At 71.0% G+C, this 15,565-nt stretch carries 9 protein-coding genes; all 9 read left to right on the forward strand.

The features are described from left to right. Positions 1-37: 37 nt before the first annotated feature. The 9 genes from KLK06_RS14360 (at position 38) to KLK06_RS14400 (ending at position 15,528) form a co-directional block, all read left to right on the forward strand. A complete protein-coding gene (locus tag KLK06_RS14360) occupies positions 38-1,489 on the forward strand; it encodes a 3' terminal RNA ribose 2'-O-methyltransferase Hen1 (protein WP_214635912.1) in 1,452 nt (483 codons plus the stop codon). Next, entirely contained in the window at positions 1,486-3,975 is a 2,490-nt protein-coding gene (locus KLK06_RS14365) for a polynucleotide kinase-phosphatase (protein WP_214635913.1), read from the forward strand. The genes KLK06_RS14360 and KLK06_RS14365 overlap by 4 nt, the downstream gene beginning before the upstream one ends. Positions 3,976-4,044: 69 nt before the next feature. Next, positions 4,045-5,433: a sugar porter family MFS transporter gene (locus KLK06_RS14370; RefSeq protein WP_214635914.1), complete on the forward strand. Its 1,389-nt coding sequence runs from the start codon at positions 4,045-4,047 to the stop codon at positions 5,431-5,433. A 10-nt stretch (positions 5,434-5,443) separates the two neighbouring features. Further along, a complete protein-coding gene (gene mug, locus KLK06_RS14375; protein WP_308168245.1) occupies positions 5,444-5,950 on the forward strand; it encodes a G/U mismatch-specific DNA glycosylase in 507 nt (168 codons plus the stop codon). Between the two features lie 135 nt (positions 5,951-6,085). Then, positions 6,086-7,330: an NAD(P)/FAD-dependent oxidoreductase gene (locus KLK06_RS14380; RefSeq protein ID WP_214635916.1), complete on the forward strand. Its 1,245-nt coding sequence runs from the start codon at positions 6,086-6,088 to the stop codon at positions 7,328-7,330. Between the two features lie 20 nt (positions 7,331-7,350). After that, the gene (locus KLK06_RS14385) at positions 7,351-13,263 is read left to right on the forward strand and encodes a type I polyketide synthase (protein ID WP_308168246.1); all 5,913 of its coding nucleotides are present in this window, start codon (positions 7,351-7,353) and stop codon (positions 13,261-13,263) included. After that, positions 13,260-13,703 (forward strand): thioesterase family protein, encoded by a 444-nt coding sequence (locus KLK06_RS14390; protein ID WP_214635917.1) that lies wholly within the window; start codon positions 13,260-13,262, stop codon positions 13,701-13,703. The genes KLK06_RS14385 and KLK06_RS14390 overlap by 4 nt, the downstream gene beginning before the upstream one ends. Positions 13,704-13,722: 19 nt before the next feature. Further along, positions 13,723-14,535: an SAM-dependent methyltransferase gene (locus tag KLK06_RS14395; RefSeq protein ID WP_214635918.1), complete on the forward strand. Its 813-nt coding sequence runs from the start codon at positions 13,723-13,725 to the stop codon at positions 14,533-14,535. 126 nt (positions 14,536-14,661) lie between these two features. Continuing rightward, the gene (locus tag KLK06_RS14400; RefSeq protein WP_214635919.1) at positions 14,662-15,528 is read left to right on the forward strand and encodes a trypsin-like serine protease; all 867 of its coding nucleotides are present in this window, start codon (positions 14,662-14,664) and stop codon (positions 15,526-15,528) included. Positions 15,529-15,565: the final 37 nt, after the last annotated feature.

The following is a 15,565-nucleotide window of genomic DNA, read 5'->3' on the forward strand; positions in this document are numbered from 1 at the left end:
TTGGCGCCCCTAAGTCGGACTGCGGCACACTTGCCCCGTGCTGCTGACCATTTCGACCACCGCCACACCTGCCACCGATCTGGGCTTTCTCCTGCATAAGCATCCAGATCGGGTGCAGGAGTTCGGCCAGTCGTTCGGTACGGCCACGGTCTTCTACCCGGAGTCCGGCGAGGGGCGCTGCACGGCCGCGCTGCTGCTCGACGTCGACCCGATCGCGCTGGTCCGGTCACGCGGCAAGAACTCGCCCGACTTCAGCCTGTCCCAGTACGTCAACGACCGGCCCTACGCCGCCTCCTCGCTGCTGGCCGTGGCCCTGGGCGACGTCTTCCGGACCGCGCGGGCCGGCCGGTGCAAGGCCCGGCCGGACCTGCCGGGCCGGCCGATGCCGCTGGTGATCGGGCTGCCGGCGCTGCCCTGCCGCGGCGGGCCCGAGCTGGCGGCCCGGCTGTTCGAGCCGCTCGGCTGGGCCGTCGAGGCGCTGGCCGTACCCCTGGACGAGGGGTTTCCCGAATGGGGAGACTCGCGTTACGTCCGGCTGACGCTCAGCGGGACCGTACGGCTGGCCGACGCGCTCAACCACCTGTACGTGCTGCTGCCCGTGCTCGACGACGGCAAGCACTACTGGATCGCGCCCGACGAGGTGGACAAACTGGTCAGGGCCGGTGAGGGCTGGCTGTACGGGCACCCGGAGCGCGGCCTGATCATGCGGCGCTACCTGGGCCGCCGCTGGGCGCTGGCCCGGACGGCGCTGGCCAGGCTGGCCGAGCTGGGCGACGAGACCGAGGAGCAGTTGGAGCCCGCGGTCGACGAGGACGCGGCGGCGGGGGAGACCGCGGCCGACGAGGCGGCCGCCGCAGAGGCCGAGGCCCAGGGCGATGTGCCGGAGGTCAAGCCGAAGGCGCTCAACGTCAGGCGGCGCGAGGCCGTACTGGAGACCCTGGAGGAGATCGGCGCGACGAGCGTGATCGACCTCGGCTGCGGGCAGGGCGAGTTGGTCGGCGCGATGCTGGCCAGGCCCAGGTTCGCCAGGGTCGCCGGGATGGACGTCTCGGCGATGGCGCTCACCATCGCCGCGCGCAAGCTCAAGCTGGACCGGATGCCCGACAGCAAGCGGGCCAGGCTGACGCTGTTCCAGGGCGCGCTGACCTACACCGACAAGCGGCTGTCCGGCTATGACGCGGCTGTGCTCATGGAGGTGATCGAGCACGTCGATCCGCCGCGGCTGGCGGCGCTCGAACGCGTCGTGTTCGGCCACGCCCGGCCCCAGCACGTGCTCGTGACCACCCCGAACATCGAGTACAACCCCCGCTACGAGTTCCTGACCGGGCTGCGCCATCGTGACCACCGCTTCGAGTGGACCCGCGCCGAGTTCGCCGCGTGGGCCTCGCGGGTGGCCGATGATTACGGCTACCAGGTCACCTTCAAGCCTGTCGGCGACGACGACCCCGAGGTCGGGCCGCCCACCCAGATGGGAGTGTTCACCCGATGATCAGCGTCCCCGAGCTGTCTCTCGTGGTGCTCGTCGGCGTGTCGGGCAGCGGGAAGTCGACGTTCGCCGCCAAGCACTTCGCGCCGACCCAGGTCATCTCGTCCGACTTCTGCCGCGGCCTGGTCGCCGACGACGAGAACGACCAGTCGGCCACCCCCGCCGCCTTCGACCTGCTCCACCACATCGTCGGCGTACGCCTGGCCAGAGGGCTGTTCACCGTGGTCGACGCCACGAACGTGCAGTACGCCGCCCGCCGGAGCCTCATCGAGCTGGCCAAGAAGCACGACGTGCTGGCCGACGCGATCGTGCTCGACACCCCCGAGGAGGTGGCGATCGAGCGCAACGCCGGCCGCCCCAACCGCGACTTCGGGCCCGGTGTGGTGATCCGCCAGCGCAAGGACCTGCGCCGCTCGCTGGGCAAGATCTCCCGCGACGGCTTCAGGAAGGTGCACGTGCTGCGCGGCCTCGACGCCATCGAGAACGCCGAGCTCTCCTACGAGAAGGCGTGGACCGACAAGCGCGAGCTGACCGGCCCGTTCGACGTCATCGGCGACATCCACGGCTGCCGTTCCGAGCTGGAGACGCTGCTGGGGACCCTGGGCTGGGAGATCGAGCGCGTCGAGGGCAAGGCGGTGACGGCCCATCACCCGGCCGGTCGTACGGCGGTGTTCGTCGGCGACCTGGTCGACCGCGGCCCCGACTCGCCCGGGGTGCTCCGCCTGGTCATGGGCATGGTCGCGGCCGGCACCGCGATCTGCGTCTCGGGCAACCACGAGGCCAAGCTGGTGCGCGCGCTGAACGGCCGCAAGGTCACGGTCGCCCACGGGCTCAAGGAGTCGCTCGAGCAGTTCGCCGCCGAGCCGCCGGAGTTCGTCGAGCGGGCCCGGACGTTCATGGAGGGCCTGATCAGCCACTACCTGCTCGACGGCGGCCGGCTCGTCGTCGCGCACGCCGGGCTCAAGGAGGCCTACCACGGCCGCGCGTCGGGCCGGGTCCGCGCGTTCGCCCTGTACGGCGACACGACCGGCGAGACCGACGAGTACGGCCTGCCGGTCCGCTACCCGTGGGCCGAGGAGTACCGCGGCCGGGCCATGGTCGTCTACGGCCACACGCCCACGACCAAGCCTGAGTGGATCAACAACACGATCTGCCTCGACACCGGCTGCGTGTTCGGCGGCACGATGACCGCGCTGCGCTACCCGGAACGCGAGCTGGTCTCCGTCCCCGCCGAGCAGATCTGGTACGCCTCGGTCAAGCCGCTCGGCGGCGGGCCCGCTCGCGACCCGGGCATGCTCGACATCGGCGACGTCCAGGGCACCAGGCACGTCGAGACCCGGTTCGGCACCCGTGTGAAGGTGATGGAGGAGAACGCGGCCGCGGCTCTGGAGATCATGAGCCGGTTCGCGGTGGACCCGCGCTGGCTGGTCTACCTCCCGCCGACCATGGCTCCGCCGGAGACGTCCAAGCTCGACGGCTACCTGGAGCACCCGTACGAGGCGTTCGAGGAGTTCGCCGCCGCCGGGGTGAGCGAGGTCGTGTGCGAGGAGAAGCACATGGGGTCGCGGGCCGTCGCCGTGCTCGCCAGGACCCCCGAGGTGGCCGCGGCGCGCTTCGGCGTCACCGACGGCTCCGCGGGCGCGGTTTACACGCGTACCGGGCGCCCGTTCTTCGACGACATGGCGCCGCTGGTGGACCGGCTGCGGGAGGCGTGCGAGCCGCTCTGGGCCGAGCTCGGCTCCGACTGGGTGGTGCTCGACTGCGAGCTGCTGCCCTGGTCGGCCAAGGCGGGCGAGCTGATCAGGAGCCAGTACGCCTCCGTCGGCGCGGCGGCGCGGGCGGCGCTGCCTGAGGCGGTGTCGGTGCTGGAGGCGGCCGCCGGGCGCGGGCTGGATGTGGGCGGGGTGCTCGCCCGCACTCGACGCCGCACCGACAACGCTGCCCTGTTCCGCGACGCCTATGCGCGTTACTGCTGGCCGGTTGACGGCCTGGACGGGGTACGCGTGGCGCCGTTCCAGATCCTGGCCTGCGAAGGCCGGGCCACGGCGCTGGAGCCGCACGCCTGGCACCTGTCGGCGCTCGCCCTGCTCGACTCGCCGCTGATCGCCCCCACCAGGCACGTCTTCGTCTCGCTCGACTCCCCGGAGTCGCGGGCCGGGGCGGTGGACTGGTGGTCCGCGCTGACGGCGGCCGGCGGAGAGGGCATGGTGGTCAAACCCGCCCAGTACGTGGCAGGCCGGGTCCAGCCTGGGGTCAAGGTACGCGGGCGCGAATACCTGCGGATCATCTACGGCCCCGACTACACCGAGTCGCTCGACGTGTTGCGCAGGCGCTTCCTCGGCAAGAAGCGGTCCATGGCGCTGCGCGAGTACGCGCTCGGCCTGGAGGCCCTGTCGCGCCTGGCCGACGGCGACGCGGGCTGGCGGGTGCACGAGCCGGTCTTCGCGGTGCTCGCCCTTGAATCCGAGCCGGTGGACCCGCGACTGTAGTTTTTGAGTAATCGTGGCTGTACGTGAAGTGACGGCGGGTAAGTCCCCATTCCGGGGAGGGAGTCCGCAATGGCTACTGCGCACGGCCACCAGGAGAACCTTGGTCACGTCGTTTTCATCACGGCGGCGGCGGCCATCGGCGGGTTCCTGTTCGGCTACGACAGCGCCGTGATCAACGGCGCTGTCGTCGGGATCCAGAAGTACTTCCGGGTCGGCCCGGTGGAGATCGGGATCGTGGTGGCCATCGCGCTGCTCGGCTCCGCCGTCGGCGCCTGGATCGCGGGCCGGCTGGCCGACTGGTGGGGCCGTACCAGGACGATGCAGGTGGCGGCCATTCTGTTCTCCGCCAGCTCGATCGGGCAGATGCTGCCGTTCGCCCTCTGGGACCTGGCCCTCTGGCGGGTTCTGGCGGGCATCGCGATCGGGATGGCCTCGGTGCTCGGGCCGGCCTACATCGCCGAGGTGTCGCCGCCCGCCTACCGGGGGCGGCTCGGCTCGTTCCAGCAGCTCGCGATCGTGCTGGGCATCGCGTTCTCGCAACTGGTCAACTATGCCTTCGTCCGGCTGGCGGGCGGCGACGTCAACAACCAGCTCTGGGGACTGCAGGCCTGGCAGTGGATGCTGGGCGCGTGCGTCGTGCCGGCCCTGCTCTACCTGTTGTTCGCCTCGACCATCCCCGAGTCGCCCCGGTACCTGATCGCGGTCGGCCGGATCAGGCAGGCCCGCACGGTGCTGGCCGAGGTCGAGGGTGAGCACGTGGACCTGGACGCCCGGGTGGCCGAGATCAAGCTGGTCCTCAGGACCGAGGAGAGGTCCTCGATCAAGGAGCTGCGCGGGCCCGCCTTCGGGCTGCTGCCGATCGTCTGGATCGGCATCGCTCTGTCGGTCTTTCAGCAGTTCGTCGGCATCAACGTGATCTTCTACTACTCGTCGGTGCTGTGGCAGTCGGTGGGCATCACCCAGAGCAACTCGCTGCTGATCAGCTTCTCCAGCTCGGTCATCAACATCATCGGCACGTTCATCGCGATCTCGCTGGTCGACAAGATCGGGCGCAAGCCGCTGCTGCTCATCGGTTCGGCGGGCATGGCCATCTCGCTGGCCACGGCCGCGTGGGCGTTCTCCTACGCCCGCGGGCTCAGCCTGCCGCCCCCGCAGGGGCCCATCGCGCTGGTCGCGGCCAACGTGTTCGTGCTGTTCTTCGCCCTGTCATGGGGTGTCGTGGTCTGGGTTCTGCTGGGGGAGATGTTCCCCAACCGCATCCGGGCCGCCGCCCTCGGGGTGGCCGCCTCGGCGCAGTGGATCGCGAACTGGGCGATCACGGTGTCGTTCCCGGCCCTGTCGAAGTGGAACCTGCCGCTGACGTACGCCGGGTACGCCTTCTTCGCCCTGCTGTCGTTCCTGTTCGTCACCAAGTTCGTCAAGGAGACCAAAGGCCGCAAGCTTGAGGAGATGGGTTAGCGTCCGGTGCGTGATTGACGACGTGCTCGGCCCCTCGCTCGATGTGTTGTTCTGCGGCATCAACCCCGGGTTGATGTCGGAGGCCACCGGCCATCACTTCGCCCGGCCGGGGAACCGGTTCTGGCCCGCGCTGCATCTGTCCGGGTTCACGCCTCGGTTGCTCGCGCCCGCCGAGCAGCACCTGCTGCCGTCGTACGGGCTGGGCATCACCAACGTGGTGGCCCGGCCCAGTGCCAAGGCGTCGGAGCTGTCGCGTGCGGAGCTGGTCGAGGGCGGGGCTCGGCTGGCCGGGTTGGTGGCTTCGGTGCGGCCGCGAGTGCTGGCCGTGCTGGGGGTGACGGCCTACCGTACGGCCTTCGCCCGGTCCAAGGCGGCCGTCGGGCTCCAGGGGGAGGCGGTGGGCGGGGTGCCGGTGTGGGTGCTGCCGAACCCGAGCGGCCTGAACGCCCACTGGACCCTGGCCGGCATCGCCGGTGAGCTGAGGCTCCTGCGCGAGCATACTGAGCGGTCGGAATGAAGCCCCGCCGCGACCCTTGACGCGCTCAGATCTCGATCCCTACTATCGGGTAACCTCTAAAGGATCTACTCAATCCCCGTTTACGGTTCAACCACTTCAAGTTTTGCGGAGTGGCGCCTCGTAGGGAAAAGCCGAATGACAGATGACTATGACGTCGTCATAGTGGGCGCGAGCATTGCCGGATGCGCCAGCGCAATACTCTTCGCGAATCTCGGCGCTCGCGTCGCCCTCTTGGAAAAGCATTCCGGCATGGCCGCGTACAAGGTGTTGTGCACCCATACGCTGCAACCGAGTTGCCTGCCGGTCATGAAGACGCTGGGCCTGCTGCCTCACCTCGAGGAGGCCGGGGCGCACGGGCACGTCACCCACCTGTGGACGAAATGGGGCTGGATCGCGCCGCGGTCCGCGCCCGGCGAAGACCCGCTCCCGCACGGCATCAATGTCCGGCGCCAGACCCTGGACCCCTTGCTCAGGCGGCTGGCCGCCGAGACCCCGGGAGTCGACCTCCGCCTCGGCCAGAACGTCAACGGCCTCCTGGAGGAGGACGGCCGCTGCACCGGAGTCCGCGTCACCGCGAACGGTGTGGAGACCCGGCTGACGGCCCGGCTGGTCGTGGGCGCGGACGGCCGCAACTCGACCGTGGGCGCCCTCAGCGGGCTTCCCGTCAGACTGAGCGCCAACAACCGGCTGGGCTTCTTCGCCCAGTACCGTGGCCTGCCGGACGACGCGCCGAGCCGGGTCTGGTTCCTCGACCCCGACACCGCCTTCGCCTTCCCCAACGACGACGGCGTCACCGTGATCGCCTGCTCGCCGAACAAGGAACAGCACACCTCGGCCTTCCGCGGCGATCTCGAAGGCAGCTTCGAACGGTTCGTCCGCGCCCTGCCCGACGCTCCCCGCATCGACGAGGCCGAACGCGTCTCCAAGATCGTCGGGACGCTCGACCTCCCCAACGTCTACCGCAAGCCGTACGGTCCGGGACTCGCCCTGGTCGGCGACGCGGCGCTGGCCACCGATCCGCTGTGGGGAGTCGGCTGCGGCTGGGCGTTCCAGTCCGCGCAGTGGCTGGTGGACGCGGTCGGCGGCGCCGTGGCGAACCAGCACGACGTGCTGCCGGGCCTGGCGGAATACGGAAAAGCACACCGTGCGGCACTGGACAGCCATCACAAGCTGATGGAGGACTATTCGGCCGTACGGCCGTTCAATGGCTTCGAGCGGCTGCTGCTTTCCGCGGCGGCCCGTGACGCCGAAGCGGCCAGGCATTATTACGCCTTCGCCTCCCGGCTCATCGACGTCAAGCAGTTCGCGTCACCGGGCTCGCTGCTGCGCGCGGCGCGGGTCAACGCATTCCACCGTCTCCGCAACAGGTCGGCCGTGTAAATCAGATTTGAAGGACACTCGTGACTTCTCGTATCGCCGTGGTCGGTATGGCATGCCGTTTTCCCGACGCCTCCACAGCCGGTGAGCTGTGGGACAACGCGCTGGCCGGCCGCAGGTCCTTCCGCCGGCTGCCGCCGGAGCGCATCCGGCTGTCCGACTACTGGTCGGCGGACCGTTCGGCGCCCGACCACTTCTACTCGACCGAGGCGGCGCTGTTACGCGACTGGAAGTTCGACCGGCTGCGCTTCAAGGTGGCGGGCACGACCTTCCGCAACACCGACATGGTGCACTGGCTCGCGCTGGAGGTGGCCGCCGAGGCGCTCGCCGACGCCGGCTTCCCCGACGGCAAGGGCGCGCCGCACGAGACCACCGGCGTGGTCATCGGCAACTCCCTCACCGGCGAGGGCCAGCGCGCGGCCGGGATCAGGCTGCGCTGGCCGTACGTACGCCGCATTGTCGCCAACGCCCTGGAGGGCAAGCTGGACACCCAGCAGCTCACCGAGCTGCTCGGCCGGATGGAACACGAGTACAAGGCGCCGTTCCCCGTGCCCGACGGCGACTACCTGGCCGGCGGCCTGTCCAACACGATCGCCGGGCGCATCTGCAACCACTTCGACCTCAACGGCGGCGGCTACGCCGTCGACGGCGCCTGCGCCTCCTCGCTGCTGGCACTCACCACCTCCTGCAACGCGCTGGTCTCCGGCGACCTCGACGTCGCGGTCGCCGGCGGGGTGGACATCAGCATCGACCCGAACGAGCTCATCGGCTTCTCCAGGGCCGGCGCCCTCGCCTCCGACGAGATGCGCGTCTACGACCAGCGCTCCGCCGGGTTCTGGCCGGGTGAGGGCTCCGGGATGGTCGTGCTGATGCGCGAGCAGGACGCCATCTCCCGCGGCCACCGCATCCACGCCCTCATCGCCGGCTGGGGAGTCTCCTCCGACGGCGCGGGCGGGATCACCCGGCCGGAGTCCGACGGCCAGCGCCTCTGCCTCGACCGCGCCTACGAGCGCGCCGGATTCGGCATCGAGGAGGTGCCGTACTTCGAAGGGCACGGCACCGGCACCGCCGTCGGCGACGCCGCGGAGCTGGAGACGATCTCCGAGGCGCGAAGGGCGGCCGCGCCGGCCGCGCCACCCGCGGTCATCGGCTCGATCAAGGCCAACATCGGCCACACCAAGGCGGCCGCCGGGATGGCCGGCCTGATCAAGGCGGTCATGGCGGTCAACAGCGGGGTACTGCCGCCGACCACCGGCTGCGAACGCCCCCACAAGCTCATTTCCGGCGACGCCCCCGCCCTGCGCACCCTCCGCAAGGCCGAACCGTGGCCGCAGGACGCGCCGCTACGCGCGGGCGTCAGCGCCATGGGCTTCGGCGGCATCAACACGCATGTGGTGATCGAGTCTCCGCGCCGCCGTCGGCCCCGCCTGGACGGGCGGACCCGGACGCTCATGAACTCCCCCCAGGACGTGGAACTGTTCTGCCTGGACGCCGACTCACTGGACGACCTCCGGCAGGAGGCCGAACGCCTCGCCGGGGTCGCGGTGGGCATGTCCCGGTCCGAGCTGCCGGACCTGGCCGCGTACCTGGCCCGGAAGATCGGCCGCAGGCCGAGACGCGCCGCGGTGGTCGCCGGCACGCCCGCCTCGCTCGCCGAGCGCCTGCGGCAGGTCGCCGACCTGGCCGGACAGGGCACGGAACGCCACCTCGACAGTGCGGCCGGGGTCTTCCTCGGCGCGCTCGGCGAGCTGCCGCGCATCGTGCTGATGTTCCCCGGGCAGGGCTCCGGCACCCGCTCCGACGGGGGCGCGCTGCGCCGCCGGTTCGACTCGGTCGACGAGCTGTACGAGATGGCGGCCCTGCCCACGGGCGGCGACCAGGTCGAGACCGCCCTCGCCCAGCCGCGCATCGTCACCGCCTCGGTGGCCGGACTGCGGGTGCTCTCCGAGCTGGGCGTCGAAGCCGGGGCCGCGGTCGGGCACAGCCTCGGCGAACTCGTCGCGCTGCACTGGGCCGGATCCTTCGACGAGGCCGCGGCGCTGCGGATCGCCGCGGCCCGGGGACGGGCGATGAGCGAGCTGTCGGAGAGCGGCGGCGCGATGGCGAGCATCACCGCCGACCACGACACCGTGGCCGCGCTGCTCGGCGACGACGATCCGGTGGTCGTCGCCGGCCTGAACTCACCGCGTCAAACCGTGGTCTCGGGACCCGCCGAGGCGGTGACCCGGGTCGTCGAACGGGCGACCCGCCAGGGCCTGTCGGCGGTCAGGCTCCCCGTCTCGCACGCCTTCCACTCGCGGCTGGTCGCTCCGGCCGCCGACGTCTTCGCGAGCACGCTGGCCGAAGAGCGGCCGGAGCCCGTCCGCCGGCACGTCATCTCGACCGTGACCGGCGCACCGGTCGTCGGCGAGCCCCTCGACCTGCTGCGCGAGCAGATCACCGCGCCGGTCCGCTTCATCGAGGCGCTCACGGCGGCGGCGAAGGACGCCGACCTGCTCATCGAGGTGGGGCCGGGCCAGGTGCTGACCCAGTTGGCGGGCGACATCGTCGGGGTCCCCGCCGTCGCCACGCGTACGGACGACGACTCGCTGACCGGCATCCTGCAGACGCTGGGCGCCGCGTTCGCCGTCGGCGCCGGTGTCACGGTCGGCGAGCTGTTCGAGGATCGCTTCACCCGCCTCTTCGACCCGGCCGCCACCCCGACCTTCATCACCAACCTGTGCGAGGTCGTCCCGGAGATCGACTCCGCCCTGCTGGTCGGCACCGCCGCCCCCGCGACCGCGTCCGAGGGGTCCCCGTCCTCGGACGAGCTCGCCGGCGACCCGCTGCTCCTGCTGCGTCGGCTGGTCGCCGAGCACGCCGAGTTCCCGCTGGACGCGGTGCAGGCGGACAGCAAGTTCCTGGACGATCTGCACCTCAGCTCGATCGTGGTGGGCGAGATCGTCGGCGAGTCCATGCGCCGTCTCGGGCTGTCCGAGCCCGCCGCCCCCACCGGGTACGCCACCGCGACCCTGGGCCAGGTCGCCGAGACGCTGGAGCAGCTCGTCGCAACGGGTGAGGCGCCGGCCGAGGACGCCGAGACGGCGGCGGCCCGCATCGTGCCGCCCGGTATCGCGCCCTGGGTGCACGGCTTCGCCATCGAGCGGCGGGCGAGCGCCTCGCCGAGCCGTACGGTGCCGCGGAGCTCGGGCACCTGGCAGGTCGTCGGCGACCATCCCTCCGCCGAAGCCGTACGAACCGCGCTGGAGGAGGCGGAAACCGGCACCGGCGTCCTGGTCGTCCTGCCCTCGCAGTCGCAGTCGCAGTCGCAGTCGCAGTTGCCCTCGCCCTCGCCCTCGCCGACGCCGACGCAGTCGCGGGCCGAGCGGCTGGCGGTGTTGCGCGCGGCCGCCGACGCGGTGCTCGCGGGCAAGGAGGTGACCCGCTGCGTGATCGTCCAGGAGGATCCCGGCGGGGCGGGCTTCGCCAAGAGCCTGCACCTGGAGGCGCCCTGGGTGGCCACCACCGTGGTGACCCTGCCGCTGTCCGCGGCCGAGGCGCCCGCGCGGATCACCGCGGAGGTCACCGCGACCGACCGCTTCAAGGAGGTCCGCTACGACGCCGATGGGATCCGGACAGAGCCCGTGCTGGTGCCGGTGGAGCTCAACGGCGCCACGCTTCCGCTCGGTTCGGGCGTTTCGCTCGGCTCGGACGTTTCACCCGGCTCGGGTCTTCCGCTCGGCCCGGACGATGTGCTGCTCGTCACGGGCGGCGGCAAGGGCATCACGGCCGAGTGCGCGCTGAGCCTGGCCAAGGAGACGGGCACGCGGCTGGCCCTGCTGGGTCGGTCCGACCCGGCGACGGACGGCGAGCTGGCCGCGAACCTGGAACGGATGGCGAGCGCCGGTGTGACCGCCCGTTACCTGCGCGCCGACGTCACCGACCGGGCGAGGATGGCCGAGGCGGTCGCCGCGATCGAAGGGGACCTCGGCAAGGTCACCGGCGTCCTCCACGGAGCCGGTGGCAACGTGCCCAAGCTGCTCGGCGAGCTCACCGACGACGACTACGCCGCCACGATCGACCCCAAGGTCGCGGGGCTCGAAGCGGTACTGGCCGCCGTCGACACCGGCGCCCTGCGGCTGCTCGTCACGTTCGGCAGCATCACCGGCCGGGCCGGGCTACGAGGCGAGGCCCACTACGCCATCGCCAACGAGTGGCAGAGCGACCTCGTCGAACGGCTCGCGCACGAGCTGCCGCACTGCCGATGCAGGGCCGTGGAATGGTCGCTGTGGTCGGGCGTCGGCATGGGCGAGCGGCTCGGCTCGGTGGAGAACCTCGCCCGCGTGGGCGTCACCACCATCACCCCCGACCAGGGGGTGGCCATGCTCCGCGAGCTGATCGCCGACCCCGGCGCGCCCGTCGTCACCGTGGTCACCGGCCGGTTCGGGGACATGCCGACGGTGACCTTCAGCGCCGGCCGCGAGGGGAGCGACGATCTGCCGCTGCTCCGCTTCCTGGAGCAGCCGCGTGTCTCCTACCCGGGCATCGAGCTCGTCGCCGACTCCGAGGTCAGCTGGGCCAGCGACCCCTACCTCGCCGAGCACGTCTTCGGCGGCGGGGAAGGGGCCGTCCTCCCGGGTACGGTGGGCATGGAGATCATGGCTCAGGCCGCGGCCGGGCTGCTCGGCACCGAGGCCGTGCCGGTTCTCGAGGATGTGGAGTTCCTCCGGGCCATCGTCGTTCCCGAGGACGCCCCGGTGACGGTACGGGTGGTGGCGCTGCGTACCGGGCCGGGCCGGGTCGCCACCGCGGTCCGTACGAGTGCGACCAAATTCCAGATCGACCACTTCCGGGCGGTCTGCGATTACTCCTCCGGCGCCAAGCCGGAGACACTCGGGCTCACCCGGCCCGACGAGGTGGCGCTGCCGCCGCTGGCGTTCGACCCCGCGACGGACCTCTACGGGCCCATGCTCTTCCACGGCCCGAGGTTCAAGCTCGTCGAGAGCATCCACCGAACCGGCGCCCAGCACGTCACGGGCCGGCTCCTGGCCGGCACGGGCTCCTCCTGGTTCGGGCGGTATCTCCCCTCCCGGCTGCTGCTCGGCGACCCGGCCGCCCGGGACGCCTACATGCAGCCGATGCAGACCTGCGGGCCGACCGTGCTGGCCATCCCCTCGGGAGTGGAACGCATCGTGCCGGGCCCGTCGACCGGCGAGCAGGCGACCGACGTCTATATCCGGCACCGCTTCGACGACAAGTGCTGGGACATCGAAGTCACCGACCGCGACGGCGGCGTCATCGAGACCTGGCAGGGCTTCCGTACGCAGTTGGTCAGCAAGTACGAGGTTCCTCGCGAGTGGGTTCCCATGCTGCTGGGCTCCTACCTGGAGCATGTGCTCATCGAGCAGAACCTGGCGGGCCGCGTCCTGTTCGACGCCGACGGCGACGGGCTGGAGCGGCGGCAGGCCAGCCGACTGGCGGTTCAGCGGCTGTTCGGCGCCGACGCCGAGGTCGTCTGGCGCCCGGACGGCAAGCCGGAGGTGATGAGCGGTGACACCGTGTCGATCGCGCACGCGGCCGGCGTCACCATGGCGACGACCACCGCGGGGTGCGATCTGGAGACGGTCACGCCCAGGAGCAGGCAGACCTGGTCGACGCTGCTCGGCGCCGACCGGCTCGCGCTGGCCGAGGCCATCGCGGACGAGGCGGAGGAGGACTTCGACACTGCGGCCACGCGGGTCTGGGCCGCCGCCGAGTGCATGGTGAAGGCGGGCCGGCCCGTCGACGCCGCCGTCACGTTCGACTCGGCGAGGGAAGGCGGCTGGGTGGGGCTCGTCGCCGGTGACCACCGGATCCTGACGATGTCCACCAGATTGCGGGGTGTGGCCGCCCCCGTCGTCCTCGCGATCCTGGCCGCGACCGACCCGAACGCCGGCAAGGCCGGTGAGCTCCGGTGACCGGCGACGCGTACGAATACCGGCACGTCGTGGGCATCGAGGACACCGACCTGCTCGGCAACGTCAACTACGTCAACTACATCCGCTGGCAGGGCCGCGCCCGGGAGATGTTCCTGCGCGACTTCGTCCCCGGCGTGGTGGCCGGTTTCGCCGACGGGGTACGCCTGCTGACCGTGAGCTGCCACTGCGACTACCTGCGGGAACTGGCGGTCTTCGACGAGGTGATCATCAGAATGCGTCAGGGAGAGCTGGGCCAGACCCAGTCGGTGATGACGTACGAGTACTGGCGTCAACTCCCGGACGGCGGAGAGGAGCTGGTCGCCACCGGAGAGCAGCGGATCGCCTGCGTACGTCCCGACGAGAACGGCCACCTGGTCCCGGCGCGGATCCCGGAACAGATGCGGCGCCTGCTCGAACAGGTGCGCAGCCCTCGCCGTTGATCCTCCGAAGGGAATGACCATGCACGCTGTTTCCGCCACCGCCCGCTGGACCGCGGCCGCCAGGGCGAAGGAGTCGCGGCGCGATGACGCGATCTTCACCGACGACCTGGCCGAGGAACTCGCCGGTGAGGAGGGCGCGACCCTCTTCGCCCGCTACGACAATCCGGGCGTGGGCGAGTTCATCGCCATCCGGACCCGCTACCTGGACGACGTGATCTCCGTACGCTCCGACCTCAGGCAGGTCGTCCTGCTGGCGGCAGGCATGGACACGCGCTCCGTACGGCTGTCATGGCCCCCGGAGACCGTCCTCTACGAGATCGACCAGCCCGACCTGCTGGACGACAAGGACAAGAGGCTCGCCGAACTCGGCGCCCGGCACGGCTGCGTCCGGCGGCCCGTCGGCGCCGACCTCACCGGCGCCTGGCCGGAGGCGCTGCGGGAGGCCGGCTGGGATCCGTCGGCGCCGACCCTGTGGGTGGTCGAGGGGCTGCTGTTCTACATCCCGGAGCCCGACGCCCGCCTGCTGCTGCGGCGGGTCGCGGAGGTCTCCGCTCCGGGAAGCGTGCTCGCCGGGGATCTGCTCAGCCACCAGTCGATGATCAGCGAGTTCTCGCGGGAGGCATTGCGCAGGCTGACCGAGGACGGCTGCCCGTGGTTGTTCGGCACCGACGAGCCCGAGGAGTTCCTGTCCGGATGCGGCTGGCGGGTCACCGAGCTGAAGACCCCCGGCGAGGAGGGCGCCTCCTACGACCGGTGGCCGTGGAACCCCCCGTTGCCCCGGGACGTCATGGGCTTCCCCCGGAACTTTCTCTTCATCGCCGACAACGGGTAGCCTCGAGGGTGCGGCTGGTGCCTCTGACCAGCCGCTTTCCACCCCTAGATCGTCGTGGGTGCGGTTGCTATCGCGTTGAGTTCGCAGCGTTCAAGGTGTCTCCTCAGCCGCTCCCTTAGGAGACATGTGTTCCAGGCAACAGGCAGGCGATCAGTGGTGCTGGCCACCCTCATGGCCTTCGCGCTCGCACTGATCACCACCACCACGGCCGCTGCGAGCGTGAACCGCACTGCCATCATCGGCGGCAGGGATGCGACGGCACCCTACTCGTTCATGGTGTCCTTCCGGCTGCAGAAAGAGCCCGACCACCACTGCGGCGGCGCCCTCATCGCCGCGGACTGGGTCGTCACCGCCGCGCACTGCAAGGGACTCATGAAACCCGGCAAGACCCGGGTACGGATCGGCTCCCTCAGCCGCGACAAGGGCGGAGTTCTCACCAGCGTCAAGCGTGTCATCACCCATCCCGACTGGGCCGGACTCGACCCGCGCGGGCAGCGCGAGGGCGACCTCCTGCTGGTCCAGCTGGACCGGCGAGTAGACCTCCAGCCCATCCGCATCGCCGACGCCCCCGGCCAGGTCGGCGACCTGAGCCGCGTCATCGGCTGGGGCATGACCTGCGAGGACGAGACCAGATGCGGGAACGGTCCCCGGCAGTTGCAAGAGCTCGACACCGTCCGCGCACCCGATGACCGTTGCGAGGGTCTCAACCACGGCACCGAGTTGTGCACCGCTGATCGCGCCGGGCGCGCGGCCAGCGCCTGCCACGGCGACTCCGGAGGCCCGCAGATCCGCAGCATCGCCGGCCGGTGGGAGCTGATCGGAGCCACCTCGCGCGACGGCGACGACGTGGACAGCCGCATGGGCGGGGGAGCCGGCTGCTCCACCAACCCGAAGGGCGGGCCGGGGGTCGGCATTTGGACCGACGTGACCCACTATCGCTCCTGGATCAGCCGCACCATCGGAGAACAGGCTCCTGCGAAGCCTCTTACCTGATCATCGGTGCGGTGGGCTACCTCAGCTCTGTATGACG

The sequence above is a fragment of the Nonomuraea sp. NEAU-A123 genome (assembly GCF_018603905.1).
Lineage (GTDB): Bacteria > Actinomycetota > Actinomycetes > Streptosporangiales > Streptosporangiaceae > Nonomuraea.